At 69.3% G+C, this 23,921-nt stretch carries 16 protein-coding genes; 4 read left to right on the forward strand and 12 right to left on the reverse strand.

Translation table 11 applies throughout. From position 1 onward, the window contains the following. Positions 1-10: 10 nt before the first annotated feature. The 6 genes from MTF69_RS06285 to MTF69_RS06310 all read right to left on the reverse strand — a co-directional run bounded on the left by MTF69_RS06285 (position 11) and on the right by MTF69_RS06310 (position 8,533). Entirely contained in the window at positions 11-1,525 is a 1,515-nt protein-coding gene (locus MTF69_RS06285) for an amino acid permease (protein WP_243331464.1), read from the reverse strand. 142 nt (positions 1,526-1,667) lie between these two features. Further along, positions 1,668-3,584: a 1-deoxy-D-xylulose-5-phosphate synthase gene (gene dxs, locus MTF69_RS06290; RefSeq protein ID WP_243331466.1), complete on the reverse strand. Its 1,917-nt coding sequence runs from the start codon at positions 3,582-3,584 to the stop codon at positions 1,668-1,670. Positions 3,585-3,836: 252 nt separating this feature from the next. Then, the gene (locus MTF69_RS06295; RefSeq protein ID WP_243331468.1) at positions 3,837-5,108 is read right to left on the reverse strand and encodes a sugar ABC transporter permease; all 1,272 of its coding nucleotides are present in this window, start codon (positions 5,106-5,108) and stop codon (positions 3,837-3,839) included. Beyond that, positions 5,105-5,893 carry an ATP-binding cassette domain-containing protein gene (locus tag MTF69_RS06300; protein ID WP_112447331.1) on the reverse strand — a complete coding sequence of 263 codons (789 nt, stop codon included), beginning with the start codon at positions 5,891-5,893 and terminating at the stop codon, positions 5,105-5,107. Before MTF69_RS06300 ends, MTF69_RS06295 begins: the two co-directional genes overlap by 4 nt. Positions 5,894-6,084: 191 nt before the next feature. After that, complete coding sequence (locus MTF69_RS06305; protein WP_243331470.1) at positions 6,085-7,200, reverse strand: substrate-binding domain-containing protein; 1,116 nt, start codon at positions 7,198-7,200, stop codon at positions 6,085-6,087. 118 nt (positions 7,201-7,318) lie between these two features. After that, the gene (locus MTF69_RS06310; protein ID WP_243331471.1) at positions 7,319-8,533 is read right to left on the reverse strand and encodes an ROK family transcriptional regulator; all 1,215 of its coding nucleotides are present in this window, start codon (positions 8,531-8,533) and stop codon (positions 7,319-7,321) included. Between the two features lie 603 nt (positions 8,534-9,136). On the opposite strand from MTF69_RS06310, the gene mgtA reads away from it, so the two are divergent. Together mgtA and MTF69_RS06320 are read left to right on the forward strand one after the other, a co-directional pair. Then, positions 9,137-11,857: a magnesium-translocating P-type ATPase gene (mgtA, locus tag MTF69_RS06315; RefSeq protein ID WP_243331474.1), complete on the forward strand. Its 2,721-nt coding sequence runs from the start codon at positions 9,137-9,139 to the stop codon at positions 11,855-11,857. A 31-nt stretch (positions 11,858-11,888) separates the two neighbouring features. Then, positions 11,889-12,707, forward strand: a complete 819-nt coding sequence (locus tag MTF69_RS06320; protein WP_243331476.1) for an MgtC/SapB family protein — start codon at positions 11,889-11,891, stop codon at positions 12,705-12,707. Here MTF69_RS06320 and MTF69_RS06325 read toward each other — a convergent pair. From MTF69_RS06325 to MTF69_RS06345, 5 genes are all read right to left on the reverse strand, one after another. Continuing rightward, a complete protein-coding gene (locus MTF69_RS06325; protein ID WP_243331478.1) occupies positions 12,650-13,576 on the reverse strand; it encodes a carbohydrate ABC transporter permease in 927 nt (308 codons plus the stop codon). The genes MTF69_RS06320 and MTF69_RS06325 overlap by 58 nt on opposite strands. 12 nt (positions 13,577-13,588) lie before the next feature. Further along, on the reverse strand, positions 13,589-14,533 hold the full coding sequence (locus MTF69_RS06330) for a carbohydrate ABC transporter permease (protein WP_243331479.1): 945 nt from the start codon (positions 14,531-14,533) through the stop codon (positions 13,589-13,591). A gap of 43 nt (positions 14,534-14,576) precedes the next feature. Beyond that, complete coding sequence (ngcE, locus tag MTF69_RS06335) at positions 14,577-16,028, reverse strand: N-acetylglucosamine/diacetylchitobiose ABC transporter substrate-binding protein (RefSeq protein ID WP_243331480.1); 1,452 nt, start codon at positions 16,026-16,028, stop codon at positions 14,577-14,579. A 305-nt stretch (positions 16,029-16,333) separates the two neighbouring features. Then, on the reverse strand, positions 16,334-19,048 hold the full coding sequence (gene acnA / locus MTF69_RS06340; RefSeq protein ID WP_308401369.1) for an aconitate hydratase AcnA: 2,715 nt from the start codon (positions 19,046-19,048) through the stop codon (positions 16,334-16,336). A 154-nt stretch (positions 19,049-19,202) separates the two neighbouring features. Further along, positions 19,203-20,309 carry a LacI family DNA-binding transcriptional regulator gene (locus MTF69_RS06345; protein WP_243331482.1) on the reverse strand — a complete coding sequence of 369 codons (1,107 nt, stop codon included), beginning with the start codon at positions 20,307-20,309 and terminating at the stop codon, positions 19,203-19,205. Between the two features lie 92 nt (positions 20,310-20,401). Here MTF69_RS06345 and MTF69_RS06350 point away from each other — a divergent pair, with 92 nt between their 5' ends. Beyond that, positions 20,402-22,366 (forward strand): amidohydrolase, encoded by a 1,965-nt coding sequence (locus MTF69_RS06350; protein ID WP_243331483.1) that lies wholly within the window; start codon positions 20,402-20,404, stop codon positions 22,364-22,366. Between the two features lie 45 nt (positions 22,367-22,411). Here MTF69_RS06350 and MTF69_RS06355 read toward each other — a convergent pair whose 3' ends face one another. Continuing rightward, complete coding sequence (locus MTF69_RS06355) at positions 22,412-23,281, reverse strand: haloalkane dehalogenase (RefSeq protein ID WP_243331484.1); 870 nt, start codon at positions 23,279-23,281, stop codon at positions 22,412-22,414. Positions 23,282-23,390: 109 nt separating this feature from the next. On the opposite strand from MTF69_RS06355, the gene MTF69_RS06360 reads away from it, so the two are divergent. Next, the gene (locus tag MTF69_RS06360; protein ID WP_243331485.1) at positions 23,391-23,882 is read left to right on the forward strand and encodes a MarR family winged helix-turn-helix transcriptional regulator; all 492 of its coding nucleotides are present in this window, start codon (positions 23,391-23,393) and stop codon (positions 23,880-23,882) included. The last annotated feature ends 39 nt before the right edge of the window (positions 23,883-23,921 follow it).

Consider the following 23,921-nt stretch of genomic DNA (forward strand, 5'->3'; position numbering starts at 1 on the left):
GGAGGCGTGCTCAGCGGCCCTCGCGCGCCGGGTTCGGGGTCATGCCCTCGCCCTTGCCCAGCCGGCTGTGCTGCTTGCCGTAGAGGAAGTAGACGGCGATGCCGATCGCCATCCAGATCCCGAAGCGCAGCCAGGTCTCGGCCGGCAGGTTCAGCATCAGCCAGACCGACGCGGCGATCGACAGGATGGGCACGAGCGGCACCCACGGGGTGCGGAAGGCCCGGTGCAGGTCGGGCCGGGTGCGGCGCAGGACCATCACGCCGAGCGCGACGACGACGAAGGCGAAGAGGGTGCCGATGTTCACCAGGGTCGCCAGCTCGTTGATGCTGGTGAATCCGGCGACGATCGCGATGACCACGCCGAGCAGGATCGTCGGCCGGTAGGGCGTACGGAACTTCGGGTGGGTCCGCGAGAAGAACCGCGGCAGCAGTCCGTCGCGGCTCATCGCGAAGAACACCCGGGTCTGGCCGAGCAGCAGGATCATGCAGACCGTGGTCAGGCCCACCGCCGCGCCGAAGCTGATGATGCCTCCGTAGATCGGATGGCCCGCGGACTTGAAGGCGTCGGCCAGCGGGGCGCTCACCGACAGCTCCGAGTAGTGCTGCATGCCGGTGACCACGAGCGAGACGGCCACGTACAGCACCGTGCAGATCAGCAGCGAGCCGAGGATGCCGCGCGGCATGTCCCTCTGGGGCAGCTTGGTCTCTTCGGCGGCGGTGGCGACGACGTCGAAGCCGATGAAGGCGAAGAAGACGACGGAGGCCGCGGTGAAGATGCCCATGATGCCGAAGTTGGTCGGCTCGTAGCCGAAGATCAGCTGGACCAGGGGGGCGTCCAGGCCCGCGCCGCCCTCCTGCTTGACCGCCTTCGGGATGAAGGGCTCGTAGTTGCTGCCCTTGATGAAGAAGAGGCCGGCGAAGATCACGATGAGCACCACCGTGACCTTGATCGCGACCACGATCGCGGTGATCCGCGCGGACAGCTTCACGCCGACGACGAGGATCGCGGTCAGCACCAGGACGAGTACGAAGGCCAGCAGGTCGAAGCTGCCGCCCGGCACGTCGGGTCCCTGGAGCGAGACCGGCAGATGGAGCCCGGCGTTGTCCATGAGCGAGCGGACGTACCCGGACCAGCCGACCGCCACGACGGCCGTGCCGAGGGCGAATTCCAGCACCAGGTCCCAGCCGATGATCCAGGCCGGCAGCTCGCCGATCGAGGCGTAGGAGAAGGTGTACGCGGAACCGGCGACCGGCACCGTCGAGGCGAACTCGGCGTAGCAGAGCGCGGCGAGCGCGCACACGACGCCGGCCGCGACGAACGCGAGCGCCGTGGCGGGGCCCGCTGTCTCCTTGGCGACCTTGCCGGTCAGGACGAAGATGCCGGTACCGATGATGACGCCGACGCCGAAGACCATCAGGTCCCAGGCGGAGAGCGACTTCTTGAGCTGGTGTTCCGGCTCCTGCGTGTCGAGGATGGACTGCTCCACCGACTTCGTGCGGAAGGGGCTGTTCAGATCCGAACTCACCGACGCACCTCCGAGCGGGGCGTACCTACGCGAGCGGGCCGGGAGGCCCACCCCTTCAAGGGTGATCTCCCGGCCCGTGGCGTGCAACCGCTCGGCGATCTAGGTCGCCCGTACGGGTCCGTACGTGTCCGTACGGGTCCGTCTAGTCGACGGCGGCGGCCGGCTCGTTGTCGTAGCGCCCGTCCAGCTTGGCCACCAGGCCGGTGACCTGCCGCGCGATGTCCGGGGCGGTCAGGCCGATCTCGGCCATGACCTCCTTGCGCGTGGCGTGGTCGAGGAAGCGCTGCGGAATGCCGAAGTCGCGCAGCGGTACGTCGACCCCCGCGTCCCGCAGTGCCTGCGCGACGGCGGAACCCACGCCGCCGCTCCGGCTGTTGTCCTCCACGGTCACGACCACGCGGTGGCCGTCGGCGAGCGGGGCCAGGGCCTCGTCCACCGGCTTGACCCAACGGGGGTCGACCACGGTCGTGGAGATCCCCTGCTTGTCCAGGAGGTCGGCGATCTCCAGGCACATCGGGGCGAGCGCGCCGACCGAGACGAGCAGTACGTCCGGCCGGGTGACCTCGTCGGCCGGACGGCGCAGCACGTCCATGCCGCCGATCCTCCCGATGGCCGGGACGGCCGGGCCGACGACGCCCTTGGAGAAGCGCACGACGGTCGGCGCGTCCTTCACCAGGACGGCCTCGTTCAGCTGGGCGCGCAGCTGCTCGGCGTCGCGCGGGGCGGCCAGGCGCAGGCCGGGGACCACCTGGAGGATGGACATGTCCCACATGCCGTTGTGGGAGGCGCCGTCGGTGCCGGTGACCCCGGCGCGGTCCAGGACGAAGGTGACCCCGCACTTGTGCAGGGCGACGTCCATCAGGACCTGGTCGAAGGCGCGGTTGAGGAAGGTCGCGTACACCGCGAAGACCGGGTGGGCGCCGCCGGAGGCCAGGCCGGCCGCCGAGGTGGCGCCGTGCTGTTCGGCGATGCCGACGTCGAAGATCCGGTCCGGGTAGGCGTCGGCGAACTTCTTCAGGCCGACCGGCTGGAGCATGGCCGCGGTGATCGCGACGATGTCCTTGCGCGCCTTGCCGAGCTTGACCATCTCGTCGGCGAAGACCGAGGTCCAGCTGGCGGCGTCGGTGGAGACCGGCAGGCCGGTGTCCGGGTGGATCACGCCGACCGCGTGGAAGCGGTCCGCCTCGTCCTGGACGGCCGGCTCGTAGCCCCGGCCCTTCTGGGTGAGGCAGTGCACGATGACCGGTCCGCTGAAGCGCTTGGCGCGCTGCAGGGCCGATTCCAGGGCCTCGATGTCGTGGCCGTCGATGGGCCCGATGTACTTCAGGCCCAGGTCCTCGAACATGCCCTGCGGGGCGATGAAGTCCTTGAGGCCCTTCTTGGCGCCGTGCAGGGTCTCGTAGAGGGGCTTCCCGACGACCGGGGTGCGCTCCAGGAGGTCCTTGCCGCGGGCCAGGAAGCGCTCGTAGCCGTCCGTGGTGCGCAGGGTGGCCAGGTGGTTCGCGAGGCCGCCGATGGTGGGGCCGTACGAGCGCTCGTTGTCGTTGACGACGATCACCAGGGGGCGGTCCTTGGCGGCGGCGATGTTGTTCAGCGCCTCCCAGGCCATGCCGCCGGTGAGGGCTCCGTCGCCGATGACCGCCGCGACGTGGTGGTCTTCCTTGCCGAGCACCTCATTGGCCTTGGCGAAGCCGTCGGCCCAGCCCAGCACGGTGGACGCGTGCGAGTTCTCGATCACGTCGTGCTCGGACTCGGCGCGCGAGGGGTAGCCCGACAGGCCGCCCTTCGTGCGCAGGCCGCCGAAGTCCTGGCGGCCGGTGAGCAGCTTGTGCACGTAGGCCTGGTGGCCGGTGTCGAAGAGGACCTTGTCCTTGGGCGAGTGGAAGACCCTGTGCAGAGCGATCGTCAACTCGACGACACCGAGGTTGGGGCCGAGGTGCCCGCCGGTCTTGGAGACGGCGTCGACGAGGAAGGTCCTGATCTCTGCGGCGAGCCGGTCGAGCTCCTCCTGGCTGAGCCGGTCCAGATCGCGCGGTCCCTTGATGCGGGTCAGCAGCACCCGTGCCTCCTTGCAGTCGCTTGCTGGTCTGCCGAGTCTAATGTTCGCCAGTTGGGGGTAAGTGAAGCGCGGTCCCGGTCAGGTCACACCTTTGTCATACCTGTACACATCAGTACGGAGTCACACCCCCCAAAAGGGGGTATTCCCGCACATCCGTACGTACACGCATACGCACAGGTGCCCGGTGCCACACCAAGTGGCACCGGGCACTGTGACGGTTCTTACCGCCGCATCACGCTCCGCGCACGCCGGTCAGGCGCGCCCGGCCGTCTTCTGCGTCTTGCGGGTGATCGAGTCGATCACCACGGTGGCGAGGAGGACCGCGCCGGTGATCATGTACTGGATCGGCGTCGCGATTCCCTCCAGGGCCAGACCGTACTGGATGGAGGTGATGACCATGACGCCGAGGAGGGCGTTCCAGGTCCGGCCGCGGCCGCCGAAGAGGCTGGTGCCGCCGATGACGGCCGCCGCGATCACGTTCATCAGCAGGTCGCCGGCGCCGGCGCTCTGGTTGGCCGCCGCGATCTTGGAGGCCCAGAAGAGCCCGCCGATGGCCGCGAAGGTGCCGGCGATCGCGAAGACCGTGATCCGGACCCGGTTGACGTTGATGCCGGCGCGCCGGGAGGCCTCGACGCTGCCGCCGAGGGCGAAGACCTGGCGGCCGAAGGTGGTGCGCCGCAGGAGGAAGTCCGTGGCGACCAGGGCCAGCAGGAAGAGCACGATCGCCAGCGGCAGGCCCTTGTACTGGTTGAACACCATGGCCGGGCCGAAGGTGAACACCGCGAGGAGCCCGGTGCGCAGCAGGATCTCGCCGAGGGGCCGGGAGGGGACCCCTGCGGCAGAGCGGCGCCGGTTGTCGGAGAACGTGGCGAGGAAGTAGGCCACCACGGCGAGGGCGGCGAGCCCGTAGCCGACGGCCACGTCCGAGAAGAAGTACGTGGTCAGCTGCCCGACCACGCCCTCGGAGTCGAGGTTGATCGTGCCGTTGCTGCCGAGGATCTGCAGCATGGCGCCGGACCAGAAGAGCAGGCCCGAAAGGGTGACGGCGAAGGCCGGCGCGCCGATCTTGGCGAAGAAGAAGCCGTGGAGGGAGCCGATCAGGGCGCCTCCGGCGATCGCCGCGAGGATGGCCAGCCATTCGTTGACGCCGTTGGTGACCGAGAGGACGGCCACGATCGCGCCCGAGACGCCGCTGACCGAGCCGACCGAGAGGTCGATCTCGCCGAGCAGCAGGACGAAGATGATGCCGACCGCCATCATGCCGGTGGCCGTCATCGTGATCGCGATGTTGGTGAGGTTCTCGGCGCCGAGGAAGTTCGAGTTCAGGCCCTGGAAGATGCTCCAGATGATGATCAGGCCGAGGACGACGGGCACCGAGCCCAGGTCGCCGGCCTTGAGCTTGCGGCCGAACTCGTTCACGTACCCGGCGAGGCCCTGCTCGCGGACGAGCAGGCGGGGGTCCACGGCCGGGATGGCGTCGTGCGCGGCGGCCGGGTTGACGGGGTCTATGTGCTGGGTGCTCACTTGCGGGCCTCCCCTGTGCGGGCCGCCCGGCGGGTCACGGCGTTGTCCGTGGCCCCGGTGATGGCGGAGATGATCTCTTCCTGCGACGTGTCCTTCACGGAGAAGACGCCGTTGTTGCGCCCCAGCCGCAGGACGGCCACCTTGTCGGCCACGGCCTTCACGTCGGCCATGTTGTGGCTGATGAGGATGACGGCGTGACCGCGCTCGCGCAGCCGCTCGACCAGGTCGAGCACCTGTGCGGTCTGCTCGACGCCGAGGGCGGCGGTGGGCTCGTCGAGGATCACGAGCTGGGGCTCGCCCAGCATGGAGCGGGCGATGGCCACGGTCTGGCGCTGCCCGCCGGAGAGCGAGGCGATGGGGATGCGGACGCTGGGGATGCGGATGGACAGGGTGGTCAGGAGCTCGCGTGCGCGCCGCTCCATCTCCACCTCGTCGAGGATGCCGCGCCGCTTGAGCTCGCGTCCCAGGAAGAGGTTGCCGACGACGTCGATGTTGTCGCACAGCGCGAGGTCCTGGTAGACCGTCGCGATGCCCAGGTTCTGGGCGTCGTGGGGCTTGGTGATCGAGACCGGGCGGCCCTCCCACTCGATGACGCCGTCATCGATGGGGTGCACGCCGGCGATCGTCTTGACCAGCGTGGACTTGCCGGCGCCGTTGTCGCCGACGAGGGCGACCACCTCGCCGGAGTGGATCTCGAGTTCTACGTCGGTGAGGGCCTGAACGGCGCCGAACCGCTTCGAGACCCCTCGCAACGCCAGTACGGGCGCAGCGGACACATGAACCATCTCCTTGCCGCCTGACCGGCGGGGATGTCGTGCAAAAGAGCAGGACCACGGGGGATTTGAGAGAAACGAATCTGCTGGAACGAATCCGCTTGAGAGAAACGTTTCTGTCCGGCGCCCCGCCAGTGGCGGGATGGAGGCGGGAACGCCGGACAGGCATGGGGGCCGCTCGGCGGACCGAGCGGCGGGGGGCCTTACTTCAGGCCGATGGCGGCGCAGGCGGCCGCGTACTTCTCGGTGCAGATCTCGTCGACCGTGTAGACGTTGTCGCGGATGACGGTGTCCTTGACGTTCGCCTTGGTCAGCGAGACGACCGGGATCAGCAGGGCCGGGACGCCCTTGGTGGTGGGGCTGTCGACCTTGTCAGTGGCGGTCGTCGCGATCGACTCGCCCTTGGCGAGGGCCACGGCCATCTTCGCGGCGGCCTCGGCCTCGGGGGCGTACGGCTTGTAGACGCTCATGAACTGCTCGCCCGCCACGATCCGCTGCACACCGGCGAGTTCGGCGTCCTGGCCCGTGACCGGGGGCAGGGGGGACACGCCGGCGGCCTTGAGGGCGGTGATGATGCCGCCGGCCATGCCGTCATTGGCGGAGTAGACGCCGATGACCTTGTCCTTGCCGAGCGCCGAGAGCGCGGCCGCCATGTTGGTGTTGGCGTTCTCCGGCTTCCACTCGACGGTGTCGTACTCCTTGCCGACGTTCACGTTGCCGTCGAGGACGGAGTGCGCGCCCTTCTTGAACAGCGCGGCGTTCGGGTCGGTGACGGAGCCGTTCATCATGACGATCTGGCCGTCCTTGGCCTTGGCGCCCAGGGCCTCCAGGAGCGCCTTGCCCTGGACCTTGCCGACCTCTTCGTTGTCGAAGGAGGTGTAGGCGTCGATCGGGCCCTCGGCCAGGCGGTCGTAGGCCACGACCGGGATGCCGGCCTCCTTGGCCTTCTTGACCGAGCCGGCGATGGCCTTGGAGTCCACCGCGTCGATGATCAGGACGTTCACCTTGTTGGTGATCATCGTGTCGACCTGGGAGTTCTGCGTGGTCGCGTCCTGCTTGGCGTTGGCGTAGACGACCTCGCCCTTGCCCGCGGTCAGGTCCTTGACCGCCTTCTCGATCAGCGGCTTGTCGAACTTCTCGTAACGCGCGGTCTGGTTCTCCGGCAGGAGCAGGCCGACCTTGATCGCGCCGCCCTTGACGGCTCCGGTGGCGTTGTCCTTCTTGTCCCCGGACTCCTTCGCGCTGCCGCAAGCGGCGAGCGAGACGGCCATGGTGCCGGCAGCAACGGCGACGGCGACTCTGCGCATACGCGTGTTCATTACTTGAACCTCCCTGACGAGGCCGCAGCACTGCGGCCGAGGTGGATGTGAGTCAACCCCGGCCGCGAGTTTGTCGTCAAGGAGTGAATGCTTAACGAGATGACAACGACGCCATTCGTTATCTAACTGAAGACAAGACGGCTGGTGCTCGCACTCCACTGCCATTTTCCGCCAAAAGCGTCGAATCGCCCATCTCACTCAGTACGAGGGCCAGCGCGCCCAGCACCTCGGCGCGCCCGCCCAACGAGCCCGTGAGCACCGACAACTGGCGGGCCGCGCTGGGGATCGCGTACCTCCCCACGGATTCACGGATGGGGGCCAGCACCAGTTCACCCGCGTCCGCGAGCGAGCCGCCCAGGACCACCCGGCTCGGGTTCAGGAGATTGCACAGACTGGCCACTCCGCTGCCGATGTGGCGGCCCACGTCCGTGATGACCCGACGGCAGCCGGGGTCCCCGTCCCGGGCCAGTTCCACCACCCGTTCCATCGTCAACTCCGGTCCGTGGCTGCTCTGCAGGAGCGGCAGCACGTACCGGGCGGCGGCGAAGGTCTCCAGGCAGCCGCGGTTGCCGCAGCGGCAGACCGGACCCGATTCGTCCAGCGTGATGTGCCCGATCTCGCCGGCGGTTCCGCCCGGTCCCCGGTAGATCTGCCCGTTGATCACGAGCCCCGCGCCGACGCCGCTGGCCACCTTGATGTAGGCCAGGTCCTTTACTCCCCGGCCGCTCCCCCAGACGAGTTCCCCCAGCGCCCCGAGGTTCGCGTCGTTGTCCACGTACACCGGTACGCCCAGCCGCTGCGAGAGCTCGCGCCGCGGGTTGATCCCGGCCCAGCCCGGCAGGATCGCGGTGGACCCGAGGGTGCCGGACTCCAGGTCGATGGGGCCCGGTACGCCCAGCCCGACGCCGATGACCTTGTCGCGGCCGATCCCGATGCCCTCGACGAGCCGTCCCACCAGGGCTTCCGCCCGGTCGAAGCCGTCGACCCAGGAGGCGTCCACGTCCAGCGGCTCGGACTCCTCGGCCAGCACCTGGTGGGCCAGGTTCCCCACGGCCACCCGCAGGTGGGTGTGGCCGAAGTCGACGCCGATCACGATGCCGGCGTCACCGCTGAGCGAGACGCTGCGCGCCCGCCTGCCCCCGGCGGAGGTGTCCGTGACCTCGACGGTCCCGGCCTCCTTGAGCTCCCGGACGATATTGGAGACCGTGGCCGCCGACAGTCCGGTGCTCCGGGCGATCTCCGCCTGGGTCAGCGAACCGGCGAGCCGTACCGCCCGTACGACGCGCTCCAGATTGGCGCGATGCAGCGAAGACTGCGATCCGGGAGTCTGCACGACTCATCCACTCCTGCCCATAAGCAACGGCAAGCCGTCGCCCCCCGGCCGGGGCCGTCAGCGGCTGCATGCTCCGGCTGACACGAGACCCCGGCGTCTCTCCAACTTGTGAAGCTTAAGTCGAGCCTTTGCGCCTCGCGACGTCAAGAGGCCGCCGCAGTACGAATCGGCCACTACCGGTCATAAGTATGAGAGAACCTCCATCCTGATCGTGCTACGGTCGCTGTGGCGCTTGTCCTTCACGGTCTTCACGGCCGGACAGGCTGCCCCCTGTAAGTGAAGCGCGACGCGAGGAGGTGTTCGGGATGAGTCCCGATCGAAGTCCTTGCAGCGCTCTCTTCGGCTGACCGTCGACTCCGACCTCTCCGAGCGGCCGGTCTCTCTTCGAGTGTGCACGCCCGCGGCCCGGCGCCGCCTCCGTGCGTTTCTGCATTCATCTTCGTAACCCCTTCCGCACGCCCTGACGCTTCCGTCAGGCGCGCGTCATCCATGCCCATCGGCGTGCCCCCGTGGCCGTACGTGCCACCGTGCGCCGACCCATGATCACTCCACGTGACCGCGCGGCTTCGCGCTGCCCGGACACCGTGGAGGGAGGTTTTTGCCATGACCATGCTCACCCCTCGTACCCCCACGAAGCTCGCACCCCCGGGCCGGGCCCGCCGCGAACGCAAGACCGCCGAGCTGGAGGCCCGTACCCGGGTCGTCGGCGAGCGGCTCGCCGGGATCAGCGCCCGCCCGGGCGTCCGGGTCCTCCAGGAGGTGGACGCTTCCCTGGGCGGGCTCACCCACGCCGAGGCCGCGCTGCGCCTGGAGCGCCACGGCTCCAACGTCATCGCCCAGGAACGCGCCCCGCGCTGGTACGTCCAGCTGGCGAAGGCGTACGCGAACCCCTTCATCGCCGTCCTGGTCTTCCTGGCCGCCGTCATGTACTGGCAGGAGCCCGGCGACCCGGGCGCCGTCATCCTCTCGGTGATGGTCGGGATCAGCGGCCTGCTGCGCTTCTGGCAGGAGTACCGCTCGGGCCGCGCGGCCGACGCCCTCAAGCAGCTCGTCACCACCACCTGCGCGGTGCAGCGCCGGGCCGGCAGCGGCGCGGCCCCCACCACCTTCGAGGTCCCGATGGACCGGGTGGTCCCCGGTGACGTGGTCAAGCTGGCCGCCGGCGACCTGATCCCGGCCGACCTGCGGCTGATCACCGCCAAGGACCTGATGGTCAGCCAGGCCGCCCTGTCCGGGGAGTCCCTGCCGGTCGCCAAGGCCGACACCCGCACGGACGACCTCGGCCAGAGCGGGACCACCGACCCCGTCGAGGCCGACAACCTCTGCCTGATGGGGACTTCGGTGACCTCCGGCACCGCCACCGGACTCGTCGTCGCCACGGGCTCCGACACCTACTTCGGCTCGATGGCCGGCTCCCTGGTCGGCGAACGCCCGGAGACCAACTTCGACACCGGGGTGCGCAAGGTCAGCTTCCTGCTGATCCGCTTCATGCTGGTGATGGTCCCCGTCGTCTTCATGATCAACGGCTTCACCAAGGGCGACTGGGAGGCCGCCTTCCTCCTCGGCATCGCCGTGGCGGTCGGCCTGACCCCCGAGATGCTGCCGATGGTCGTCTCCGCCAACCTGGCGCGCGGCGCGGTGGCCATGTCCAAGCGCAAGGTGGTCGTCAAGCGGCTCAACGCCATCCAGAACCTGGGTGCGATGGACGTGCTCTGCACGGACAAGACCGGCACCCTCACCGAGGACCGGATCGTCCTGGACCGCTACCTCGACGTGCACGGCGACGAGGACAACGAGGTCCTGGAGTACGGCTACCTCAACGCACACTTCCAGACGGGCCTGAAGAACCTGATGGACCAGGCGGTCATCGACCGCGTGGGCGAGGCCGAGGAGGTTGTCGTCGATGCCCGTTTCTCGATGGTCGACGAGATCCCCTTCGACTTCGCCCGGCGCCGGATGTCCGTGGTCCTGAACCGCAACAGCATCGTGGGCGGCTCCGGCCGGCCCGAGCACGTCATGATCACCAAGGGCGCCGTCGAGGAAGTCCTCGCCCTGTGCACCCACATGACGGACCGCGGGCAGCAGGTCGAACTGACCGAACAGCTCCGGTGGCACGTCACCCGCATCGCCGAGGACAACAACCGTCAGGGCCTGCGCGTCCTCGCCGTCGCGACCCGCACGATGGACGCGCCGCGCGACACCTATGCGGTGGCGGACGAGGAGCAGCTGACCCTGGTCGGCTTCCTCGCCTTCCTCGACCCGCCGAAGGCCGACGCCGCCCGCGCCCTGCAGGGCCTGGCCGACAAGGGCGTCGCGGTCAAGGTCGTGACCGGCGACAACGAGCTCGTCGCCGCCCGGGTCTGCGCCGATGTCGGCCTCACGGTCGGCCACGTGGTGGGCGGCACCGAGATCGACGCCCTCGACGACACCGGACTGCGCGAGCTGGCCGCCCGTACGACGGTCTTCGCCAAGGTCAACCCGGTCCAGAAGGCCCGGATCGTCCGGGCCCTGCAGGCCGACGGCCACACGGTCGGCTTCCTCGGGGACGGCATCAACGACGCGGCCGCGCTGCGCGACGCGGACGTCGGCATCTCGGTGGACACCGCCGTGGACATCGCCAAGGAGTCCGCCGACATCATCCTGCTGGAGAAGGACCTGACCGTCCTGGAGCAGGGCGTGATCCAGGGCCGGACCACCTTCGGCAACACGATCAAGTACATCAAGATGACGGCCAGTTCCAACTTCGGCAACGTCTTCTCGGTGCTGGTGGCGAGCGCCTTCATCCCCTTCCAGCCGATGCTGGCGATCATGCTGCTGGTCCAGAACCTGGTCTACGACATCGCCCAGCTGGCCACCCCGTGGGACCGGATGGACGAGGAGTACCTCCGCAAGCCCCGCAACTGGGACGCCAAGGGCATCGGCCGCTTCATGGTCTGCATCGGCCCGATCAGCTCGATCTTCGACATCGCGATGTTCGTCATCATGTGGAACGTGTTCGCCGCCAACAGCATCGAGCACCAGGCGCTCTTCCAGTCCGGCTGGTTCATCGAGGGCCTGCTCTCGCAGACCCTGGTCGTCCACATGATCCGTACCCGCAAGATCCCCTTCATCCAGTCGCGGGCGTCCTGGCCGGTGATGGTGATGACCGTCCTCGCGGTGCTGACCGGGCTCTTCCTGCCCTTCTCGCCGCTGGCCTCCTCGCTGGGCTTCGTACCCCTGCCGGCGAGCTACTTCCCCTGGCTGATCGGCGTCCTGCTGGCGTACTGCACGCTCACGCAGCTGCTGAAGACCGTGTACATCCGCAAGTTCGGCACCTGGCTCTGAGAGCCCCCGCACGAAGGAAAGGAGAGGGCCGATGATGCCCACCGAATGGGAGATGGCCGGGCACCTGGTCGCGGCGCTCGGATTCGGGGCGGCGATCGGCCTGGAACGGCAGTGGCGGGCCAGGATGGCGGGCCTGCGGACCAACGCCCTGGTGGCGGGCGGGGCCGCGCTGTTCGTACTGCTCTCGCAGTACGGGTTCATGAGCGAGGTCTCGGAGGTCCAGTACGACGGCTCGCGGGTCGCCGCCCAGATCGTCTCGGGGATCGGCTTCCTGGGCGCCGGCGTGATCATGCGCGACGGGCTGAGCGTCCGGGGCCTGAACACGGCCGCCACCCTGTGGTGTTCGGCGGCGGTGGGCTGCCTCGCGGGCACCGGGATGTTCGTCCTGGCGGCCTGCGGCACGGTGGGCGTGGTGGGGGCGAACCTGCTGCTGCGCCCGCTGGGCCGGCGGATGGACCGCGAGCCGGGGGGCGGGGCCGAGGTGGCCACCGACTTCCATTTCGAGGCCGTCTGCCTGGAGGCGGAGGAGGCCCACATCCGCCACCGGCTGGTCGACGCGCTGGGCCGGCCGGGCTACCAGCTGCGCTCGATCCGCAGCCAGGACGGCCCGGAGGCCGGCCTGGTGACGGTGTCCGCGCTGCTGACCGCCGAGGGGGAAGGGGGCCGGATGCTCGAGGAAGCCGTCAGCAACCTCTCTCTCGACCCACCCCCAGCCTTCGGCCGGGGGGACCCCCGGTCTCGGCGGTCAGCTGGTCGGTCGTGCCCGACCCGTCCGCTGCGTGAGCGGCCGCGCTACTTGAGCGTGGCGGAGGTCAGGCCCGCCTGGATCTGCCGCTGGAAGGACAGGTAGACCACCAGCATCGGGATCATCGCGATGGTCACGCCGGCGAACAGCACCGGCAGGTCCGTCTCGTAGCCCATCTGGTACTGCAGCTGGATCAGGCCCTGGGTGAGCATGTAGCGCTCGGGGTCCGATCCGGTCTGCGGCTGCATCAGGACGGAGGGCAGGATGTACTGGTTCCACTGCCCCAGGATGTTGAAAATCCCGACGCTGATCAGGCCGGGCTTGGCCATCGGGAGCATCACCTGGAAGAAGATCCGGGTGTGCGAGGCCCCGTCGATCACCGCCGCCTCGTGCACGGCCGTCGGCAGCGTCCGGAAGAACGAGTGCATGAAGAAGACGGTGAACGGCATCGAGTACGCCACGTACACCAGGATCAGACCCTGGTAGGAGTTGAGCATGTCCAGCCGCTTCACCATGAAGAACAGCGGGACGAGCGCCAGGAAGACCGGGAACATGGCCCCGCTGACGAAGAAGTAGTAGATCGGCCGGTTGCCCGTGAAGGGGTAGCGGGCCAGGACGTACGCGGCCATCGAGCCGAGCAGCATCGTCATCGGGACCGAGAACACCATCACGATCAGCGTGTTGGCGAAGTAGTCCCCGATGCCCTTGTTCCAGGCGCGCCCGAAGGCGTCGAACTCCCAGTGGGACGGCCAGCTCAGGGCCGAGCTGCCGATCTGCACGTCGGTCTTGAAGGAGCCGAGCACGAGCCAGATCAGTGGCAGGACGATCAGTATCCCCCACACGGCGAGGAAGCCGTGCGAGAAGACGTTGAGGACCATGCCGTCGGAACCGCTCTTGCTCCCGCGGGGCTGCCCGGTGGCGGCGGAGCGCTTCTCGGCAGCCGCCTCGCCCGGTGCTTTGATCACAGTGGTCATCGTGGTCTCCCGCTAGAACTCGACGTGCTCGCGGCGAGTGGCCCGCAGCGTGATGGCGGAGAGGATCAGGGTGAGGACGAGCATCACGACCCCCATGGCGCAGGCGTAGCCCGCATTGCCGAAGTAGAGGAAGTTACGCATCAGCACCGTCGCCATGACCTCGCTGTGGTGGTCCGGTCCGCCGCCGAACTGGCCCGAGGTCATGGTCGACACGAGGACGAACATGTCCATCGCGGCGATGCCCAGATAGACCGCGGAGGTCTGCACAGAATCCCACAGCAGGGGCAGCGTGACCTTGAAGAAGGTCTGGGCGCGCCCCGCGCCGTCGAGCAGTGCGGCTTCGTAGATGTCCTTGGGTACCGACTGCATGGCGGCCGAGAACAGGACGAGGTAGAAGCCGACCCCGTGCCAGACGACGACGAGCAGCAGGCACCACAGGACGAAGTTGGGCTCGTTCAGCCATTCGATGGGGTGGGACGGGTCGACCAGGCCCAGTTTGACGAGGAATCCATTCAGCAGGCCTCCCTGGTCACTGCGGTACACGGCTCCGAAGAGCACCGCGAGGATGGCGAGGGAGAGCACCTGCGGAAAGAAGTAGATCACTTTGTAGAGGGCGGAGCCCGCCACTCCCTGGACGCCGCCGGCTCCGCTGCGCCCGCCGGCGTTCAGCATGAAGGCGAAGAACAGGGCGATGAGGATGGTGATCGCCGGGACGAACACCAGGAGCAGCAGATTGTTCAGCAGCGCGCCGCCGAAGACCTCGTCCTTCAGCAAGGCCGAGTAGTTGTCCAGCCCGACGAAGTCGAAAGTCGGTGACTGACCCGTCCAGTTGGTGAAGGAGTAGCCGAACGTCTGAATGTACGGCCAGATGACAAAGGTCAGGTACAGCGCAAGGGGCAGGATGAGGAAGCCGGCGATGAAGCCGCCCCGCCCCTTGCTGTTCGCTACATGGCTCATGGTGTCCGTCCCTGGTGTTTCCGGGTGCCCGGTGGACGCGGTGTCAGCTGCGCTTGTTGTTCTTGGCGTTCGGGTCCTGGGTCGCCTTGTTTACCGCAGCCTGGGCCCGCTTGATCCATTCCTTGGGCTGGATCCGCTTGGCCATCAGCTCATTGGACGCGTTCTGGATCTCGGTGTCCATCGCGCTGTACCAGTCGGCGTAGCGGTAGTTGAACGTGTTGTCCCCGGCCGACTTGAGGGCGGCGACGGCCGACTGGGTACCCGGGCGGAGCTTGACCCCCGCGTCCACGCCGTCCTTGAGGACGGTGAGGGAGTTGGCCTGCTGGGCGAAGAGGGTCGACCACTCGCGGGACAGCATCGAGCGGAGGAACTCCAGGCCACCGGCCTTGTTGGCGGCCTTCTCCGGGACGATGAAGGGCTCGCCGGCGCCGGCGCGGATGGCCTCGAAGGGCAGCTTGGAGCCGGCCAGCACCGGCATCGGCAGGAACTGCATGTCGAAGTCTTCCGGGGTCTGCTTGAGCTGCTCGTTCTCCAGCCAGGAGCCGGAGGTGATGAAGGCGGCCTTGTACTGGTTCCACTGGGTCTGGGACTCGGTGTGGGTCAGGCCGTTGGTGCCCGGCATCAGCAGGTCCTTCTCGACCAGCTCGTAGACCGCCTCGACGGCCTCCAGCGCGACCGGGTTGTCCGCGAAGGCGTTCGGCTCCAGGTTGTCGATCGCCTTCATGGCATCAAGGCCGCCCTTCTTGGCGATCAGGTCCATGATGGCGACGTTGATGTAGTACGGGTGCTTGCCCTGGTGTGCCAGGCCGCCGATGCCGGCCGCCTTCGCCTTCTGGCAGATGTCCATGAACTCGGGCCAGGTCTTCGGCGCGGTCCAGCCCTTCTCCTTGAAGAGCTTGCCCGAGTACCACAGGCCCCAGACGGTGTAGACGTACTGCAGCGCGACGAACTTGCCGCCGACCATGCCGGCTTCGATGGCCGCGGGGATCAGGGTGTCCCGGACCTTCTTGCTCGGGTCGTCGAGCGACGGGGCGTCGAGCACCACGGTGAGGTCGGCGAGCTGGTTGCCCTTCACGAGCACGTCCAGCTTGATCTGCTGGGCGCCGGAGTCGTCGACGACGTCCGGCGGGTTGCCGCCGTTGAAGCGGGGCTGCAGCTTGGAGGTGATCTCCTGGGTGGCGAGGTGCGAGGAAGTGGTGCCCCACTTCTTGTCGAACGCCGCTTCCCAGGCCTTGGCGTAGTCGTCGCCGTAGCCGCCCTTGAAGACGACCACGTCGAGCTTGCCGCCCTTCGCGACGCCGAACGGGTTCTCCTTGGTGACGGCCACCTTGGACTCGTTGCCCTTGGCCGTCTCTTCGGAGCCGGAGGCGCACGCGGACAGGAAGCCCATCGTCGGTACGGCGATCAGTCCGAGTGCCGCGGAGCGCTTGATCAGGTCCCGGCGGCCGAAGCCCTCACCGTTGCTGTTCTCGCCGTGGGCGGAGGTGGATCCCATGCTCAAGTCCTCGCCTTCGTCAGGAGTGTGAAGGAGGAAGGAAAGTGCGACTGCTGCCGCCCAGCGGACATCACCGCAGGTCCCCGCCGTCCCCCCGTCCGAGGCCGCTCGTTTCGCGGTGACCCGGACGGGCACAGGTATAGTCCACTTCCGCTCCTGTGAGCAAGATCATGTACCGGTATGGGCCCCTACTTTTCCGAGTTGAGACCTCACCGTCACCTGAGCCGGACCGTCGGAGCCGCCCGCAGAAACGGAAGGGCCGTACCCCCTTAACGGAGGTACGGCCCTTTGGTGCCGGTATGTGCTTAGCCGCGGATGAGGTTGCGGAGCACGTACTGCATGATGCCGCCGTTGCGGTAGTAGTCGGCCTCACCCGGGGTGTCGATGCGGACGACCGCGTCGAACTCCACGCCCGTGTCGGTGGCGACCTTGACCGTGCGCGGGGTGGTGCCGTTGTTCAGCTCCTCCACACCGGTGAAGGAGAAGGTCTCCTCGCCGGTGAGGCCCAGGGAGGCCGCCGTGGCGCCCTCGGGGAACTGCAGGGGCAGGACGCCCATGCCGATCAGGTTGGAGCGGTGGATGCGCTCGTAGGACTCCGCGATGACGGCCTTGACGCCGAGCAGCGCGGTGCCCTTGGCGGCCCAGTCGCGCGACGAGCCCGAGCCGTACTCCTTGCCCGCCAGGATGACCAGCGGGATGCCGGCGGCCTGGTAGTTCTGCGAGGCGTCGTAGATGAAGGAGACCGGGGCGCCCTCGACGGTGAAGTCGCGGGTGAAGCCGCCCTCGGTGCCCGCTGCGATCTGGTTGCGGAGGCGAATGTTGGCGAACGTACCGCGGATCATGACCTCGTGGTTTCCGCGACGGGAACCGTACGAGTTGAAGTCGCGGCGCTCGACGCCGTGCTCCGTGAGGTACTTGCCGGCCGGGGTGTCGGCCTTGATGGCACCGGCCGGGGAGATGTGGTCGGTGGTGACCGAGTCGCCCAGCTTCGCCAGTACACGGGCGCCCGAGATGTCGGAGACCGGGGTGGTCTCCATCGTCATGCCCTCGAAGTAAGGGGGCTTGCGCACGTAGGTGGACTGCGGGTCCCACTCGAAGGTGTTGCCGGTCGGGATCGACAGCGCCTGCCACTGGGCGTCGCCCGCGAAGACGTCCTGGTAGGACTTTCTGAACATGTCTTCGCCGATCGCGTTCGCGACGACGTCGTTGACCTCGGCCTCGGAGGGCCAGATGTCCTTCAGGAAGACCGGGTTGCCCTCGGTGTCGATGCCGATGGCGTCCTTGGTGACGTCCACCTTCATGGAGCCCGCGATGGCGTACGCGACGACCAGCGGCGGGGAGGCCAGGTAGTTCATCTTGACGTCGGGGTTGATGCGGCCCTCGAAGTTGCGGTTGCCCGAGAGGACCGAGGTGACCGCGAGGTCGTGCTCGTTGATCGCCTTCGAGATCTCCTCGTCCAGCGGACCGGAGTTGCCGATGCAGGTGGTGCAGCCGTACCCGACGAGGTTGAAGCCCATCTTGTCGAGGTACGGGGTGAGGCCGGCCTTGTCGAAGTAGTCGGTGACGACCTTCGAGCCCGGGGCCAGGGTGGTCTTGACCCACGGCTTGCGGGCGAGGCCCTTCTCGACGGCCTTCTTCGCCACGAGCGCCGCGGCGACCATGACGTAGGGGTTCGAGGTGTTGGTGCAGGACGTGATCGCGGCGACGGTGACGGCGCCGTGGTCGATCTCGAAGGACGTGCCGTCGGCCAGGGTGACCAGCGTCGGGCGGGTCGGGACGCCGTCGACGGTGGCCGGGGAGTCGGAGGCCGGGAAGGACTCCTTGCCCGCCTCGTCGTCGTCCTCGACGTAGTTGCGCACGTCCAGGGCGAACTGCTGGGAGGCGTTCGCCAGGACGATGCGGTCCTGCGGGCGCTTCGGGCCGGCGATGGAGGGGACGACCGTGGAGAGGTCGAGCTCCAGCTTCTCGGAGAAGTCCGGCTCGGCGGCCGGGTCCAGCCAGAGGCCCTGCTCCTTGGCGTACGCCTCGACGAGCGCGACCTGCTGGGCGTCGCGGCCGGTCAGGCGCAGGTACTTCAGCGTCTCCTCGTCGATCGGGAAGATCGCGGCGGTGGAGCCGAACTCCGGCGACATGTTGCCGATGGTGGCGCGGTTCGCGAGGGAGGTGGCGGCGACGCCCTCACCGTAGAACTCGACGAACTTGCCGACGACGCCGTGCTTGCGCAGCATCTCGGTGATCGTGAGCACCAGGTCGGTGGCGGTGGTGCCGGTCGGCAGCTCGCCGGTCAGCTTGAAGCCCACGACGCGCGGGATCAGCATGGAGACCGGCTGGCCGAGCATCGCGGCCTCGGCCTCGATGCCGCCGACGCCCCAGCCGAGCACACCGAGGCCGTTGACCATGGTGGTGTGCGAGTCGGTGCCGACGAGGGTGTCGGGGTACGCCTGGCCGTTACGGACCATGACCGTGCGGGCCAGGTGCTCGATGTTGACCTGGTGGACGATGCCGGTGCCCGGGGGGACGACCTTGAAGTCGTCGAAGGCGGTCTGGCCCCAGCGCAGGAACTGGTAGCGCTCCTTGTTGCGGCCGTACTCCAGCTCGACGTTCTGCGCGAAGGCGTCCTTCGTGCCGAACTTGTCGGCGATGACCGAGTGGTCGATGACCATCTCGGCGGGCGAGAGCGGGTTGATCTTCGCCGGGTCGCCGCCGAGGGCCTTCACGGCCTCGCGCATGGTGGCGAGGTCCACGACGCAGGGGACGCCGGTGAAGTCCTGCATGATCACGCGGGCCGGCGTGAACTGGATCTCCTCGCTGGGCTGGGCCTGCGAGTCCCAGTTTCCGAGCGACCGGATGTGGTCGGCGGTGATGTTCGCGCCGTCCTCGGTACGGAGCAGGTTCTCCAGCAGGACCTTCAGGCTGTAGGGAAGGCGGGCGGAGCCCTCGACCTTGTCCAGCTTGAAGATCTCGTACGACTCGTCGCCCACCTGCAGCGTGCTGCGGGCGTCGAAGCTGTTCGCCGACACGACAGTCTCCTTCATGCATGAATTCGCGCGTATTGCCGCAATCCTGCCGCGAGGCACTCTGGCCTTTCCGCTAAGGTGAGGCTAAGTTAGGTAACCCTTACCAGCGGGGCGGCTGCGGCACGTCCGGGGCAGATATCTCGATGTCGAGATAACTCTAGTACATGCCAGGGGGGCGGGACGAGGCACGCACCCTCAGCCCCGCCGGTACCGTCAGCCGCCCAGTGGATTCCGCATGTCCGGATTCGATGAGCTTGACCAGGGACGAAACCGCCGTTTCGGCGATCCGCTCCGGATCGAAGGTGACGGTGGTCACGGCGGGTTCGTTCTCGGCGTACGCCGGGTCCTCGCTGGCGCAGACCAGCAGCAGGCCCTTCTCCCCCTTCTCCACCCGTCCTGTGCCCGCTGCGGCGCCGGGTATGCCGATGCCGTGGCGCGCGGCGGCGGCCAGCACCTGTCGGCCCCCCGGGTCGTACACGCAGTAGACGGCGTCGGGCCGGTCCCGCCGGTCCGCCCGGTCCGGCCCCGCGAAGGCGGAGTCGAAGGCGTGCCCGGCGTCGTCATTGGGGTCGAAGGGGATGACGAGCGGGGCCCGGCGCCGCTCGGCGCACCAGTGTTCATAGGCTGAGGTGACGGCCCCGGTGTAGAACTCCCGGCCGTAGCCCGCGTGCAGCGCGATCCGCCGGGCCCCGGAAGCCGCCAGGTGGTCCAGTACCTCGCGGGTGGTGGCGGTGTGGTCGTTGTCCACCCATACGTCGCCCGGCCTCGGATCGGCCGGAGGCCCGTCGAAGACCACCGGCACCCCCCGCGCCCGCAGGGCGCGCAGCACCGGGTCGTCGGCCGGACTGTCGAGCAGCAGCATCCCGTCCACCGCCAGCGTGTGCCACAGCGGCTCGGCGCCGCGGTCGGCCGGCAGCGTGGTCAGGGCGTAGCCGTGGGCGTGCGCCGCCGAGGTGGCGGCGATGAGCAGCCGGGCGTAGTAGGCGATCCGGGCGAAGTCCCAGGCGAAGCCCGCGTACGTGGTCACCGCGATGCCCAGGCTGCGGTTGTGCGGGCCGCGCCGGGCTCCGTAACCGAGGGCCCCGGCCACCTCGCGCACCCGGCGGCGGGTGGACTCGCCGAGGCGGCCGGTGCCGTTGAGCGCGTGCGAGACGGTCGCGGTGGAGACCTCGGCGGCGCGGGCGATGTCGGCGAGGGTCGGGCCGGGCACCGGCGCGGGCGGCGGCATCGGGACGGGGCCGGAGGCGTGAAGGGGGGCGGGCACGGCGCCATCGTACGGATTTCGTCGCCGGAGGCGGCTTCTGGTTAAGCCCTTAATCAAACAGCGTCCTGGTCACACCAACGTTTGGAGTGTGCATGCAGTCTTCTCCCTCCCCCCGGTCCCCGCTGTCCTCCACCTCCCCCCTGTCCCGCCGGGGGCTCCTCGCGGCCGCCGGAGCCGCGGGCGCGGCGGGTCTGCTGGGCGCGGGCGCGGGGTCCGCCGCGGCCGCCTCCGCCCCGACCGCCGGCGGGCAGCGGAAATCGGCCGCGCTGGTGGTCCGCAACGCCTCGGTGTTCACCGGGACCGGACGCCGGGGTCCCGTGCAGGCCGTCGCGGTCGGCCGCGACGGGAAGATCCTGGCCACCGGGACGGACGCTGCGCTGCGCCGGTACGTGGGCCGGGACACCGAGGTGGTCGACGCCCGCGGCAACACCGTGATGAGCGGGATCCACGACGGCCACGTCCACCCGCTCGGAGCCGGCGAACGCTCTCTGTCCCCCTCGCTGGAGAGCGCGGAGACCACCCCGGCCGAGCTCCTGGAGATCCTGGCCGGCTTCCTCGCCGACACCGGCGGCGCGGGCGCCGAGCCCGACGGCTGGCTGGTGGTGGAGGACTGGAACCCGGTCGGGCTGCTCCCCACGGGCACCGCTCCGCACCACTCGATGCTGGACGCGCTCCCGACCCGGCGGCCGATCGTCCTGATCGGCGGCGACGGGCACAACTGCTGGGCCAACCAGCGGGCCCTGGACATCGCCGGGATCACGGCGGCCACGCCCGACCCGGTCGGCGGCAAGGTGGTCAAGGGTGCGGACGGGAAGCCGACGGGCGTCCTCAAGGACGACGCCCAGGGGCTGGTGCGGCACCTGATACCCGAGCACACCCGCGCCGAGCTGGTCGCGGCGTGCGCCGAGGTGCTGGGGCTGGCGGCCGCGTCCGGGATCACCACGATGATGGACGCCCTGGTGGGACGGCACGAACTGGAGCTGTACCAGGCGCTCTCCGCGGCGGGCCGGCTGCCGCAGCGGATCGTCCCCGCGATCCGGCTGGACGCGGACCAGGCCAGGGACCCGGCGGGCTCGCTGGCGTACGCGCGGGGCCTGCGGCGGGAGTTCGGGGGCGTGCGGGGCCTCCGGTTCGGGATGATCAAGGTGTTCCTGGACGGGGTCATCGAGTACCCGGCGCAGACCGCCGCCCTGCTGGAGCCGTACCTCGACGGGAACGGCAAGCCGACCACGAACCGGGGCGAGCTCTACACCTCGGCGGCGGACTACGGCCGGCTCAGCGCCGCCTTCAACCGGGCGGGCTGGCAGATGCACGCCCACGGGCTCGGAGACCGGGCGGTACGTACCGCTCTGGACGGATACGAGTACGCCCGGCGGGTCACGGGACGGCGCGACGCCCGCAACGCGGTGGCGCACCTGCAGATCGTGAACCCCGCGGACCTGCGGCGTTTCGCGCGGCTCGGGGTCGCGGCGTGCATGCAGCTCCAGTGGGCCGCGCGGGACACCTGGACGGTGGAGGCGCTGCTCCCCTACATCGGGCCCGAGCGGCACCGGTGGCTGTACCCGGCGCGGAGCCTGGAGAAGGCGGGCGCACGGCTGGCGGGCGGCTCGGACTGGCCGGTGGACGCCCTCCAGGTATGGAACCAGCTCCGGACGGCGATCGACCGCCAGGGCGCGGAGGGGGCCGGTGAGCTGTACCGGAAGCAGGAGGCGCTGAGCCGGGACACCACCTTGCGGATGCACACCTCGGGGACGGCGTGGCAGCTCCGCCAGGAGGAGCTGACCGGCACGCTGGAGCCGGGCAAGGCGGCGGACCTGGTGGTCCTGGACCGGGACGTGACGCGCTGTCCGGTGGCCGACATCAGCGGGACGGGCGTACGGATGACCCTGGTCGGCGGCCGTGTGGTGCACGACGCGGATTCGGCGTCGGGCCGGGCGTCTTCGGCCCGGCTGGCCCGCGCCGCGGCGGCGGGCGCGCGCCCGGCTTCGTACGCGTCGGTCCACGGCGGTGGCGGTGGCGGTGGCGGCAAGGGCCGGCACCACGCCTGCGGGCACTGACGCTCCGGGGCGGGGGCCCTCAGGAGGAGCCCCCGCCCCGGCCGCTCAGCCCGCAAGTCCGTGGCGCGCGGCCCAGGCCGTGACGGCCGCGGCGATCTCCTCGGGCCGGTCCTCCGGGCAGAGGTGAGCGGCGGCGCCGCAGTACTCGCTCTCCAGGGCGGAGATGTTCTCCTCGCTCCACGCGACCAGCTCGGGGCCGACCATCAGGGCGGGCGAGCCGTCGAAGTGGAGCAGGAGCTTGGGCACCTGCGGGCTGGCGGCCAGCCAGGCGTCGTACGCCTCGACGCGGGCGACCACGTCCGCCGGTTCGCCGCCGATCGGCAGGGAGCGGGCCCACCGGAGCAGGGGGAGCCGGGTCTCGGGGGTCGGGTAGGGGGCGGCGTAGACGGCGTGGTCGGCCTCGCTCATCGGGCTCAGCACGGTCTTGCCGATGCTGTCCTCGATGAAGAGGTTCCGCTCCAGGATCATCTCCTCCCCCACCCCGGGGGTACGGATCGCCTCGAACCGGGCGCGGGCAGCGGGCGGGTACTCCTCCCAGGTCATCGGCCGCAGGATCGTCTCCATGAAGGCGAGTCCGCGGACCCGCTCCGGGTGGCGGGCGGCCCGGTCGAAGGCGAGCGCGCCGCCCCAGTCCTGGCCCACGAGGACGGCCTCCTCGATTCCCAGGGCGTCGAACCAGGCGTCGAGGTAGCGGGCGTGGTCGGCGAAGCGGTACTCGCCGCCGGGCTTCCCCGAGCGGCCCATCCCGATGAGGTCGGGGGCGAGGGTCCGGACCCGGCCCCCGATCCGGGGCAGTACGCCCCGCCACAGGTGGGAGGAGGTCGGGTTGCCGTGCAGGAAGACGAAGGGGACGCCGTCGGGGGAGCCGAGCTCCTCGTAGTACATGGCCGAGTCGAGTACGTCGATGACGGGCATGGGGAACCATCCGTTTCATTTCAGCTTCGGTTCGTTGGTGCCACTAACGTTTGTGACACCAACGAATCTAAATCGTTAGTGCTCCGAACGCAAGGGGTACGATCCCGGCATGACCACGGAAGAGGACCGGGGCGCCTCCGCCCTCCCGGCGCGACTGCGCGAACTGCCCAGCCGCCTGCTCTCGCAGGCCTCGGCGCACGCCACACGGCTCGTCACCGAGGGACTGAGCGGGGCAGATGCGCACAAATGGCATTACGCCGCCCTGGTGGCCCTGGACGAGTTCGGGCCCGCGAGCCAGGCGGCCCTGAGCGGCCGCACCGACATCCACCGCAGCGACCTGGTCGCCGTCATCAACGAACTCGCCGCGCGCGAGCTGGTCGAGCGGGCACCCGACCCCGCCGACCGGCGGCGCAACGTCATCACCCTCACGGCCGCCGGCCGGCGCCGCCTGCGCAAGCTGGAGCAACTGCTCGCCACGGCCCAGGAGGAGCTTCTGTCCCCTTTGTCCGCACCGGAGCGCGAGCAGCTCGCCGGACTGCTCTCCCGCCTCGTCGAGCACCACGCCCACTCCGGCCCCACGATGGGAACTGACGACCGGTAACACCCGGCGCCACTCGTCTGCCACACCCATCGCGGGCAA

This window comes from Streptomyces sp. AP-93 (assembly GCF_022808175.1).
Classification (GTDB): domain Bacteria; phylum Actinomycetota; class Actinomycetes; order Streptomycetales; family Streptomycetaceae; genus Streptomyces.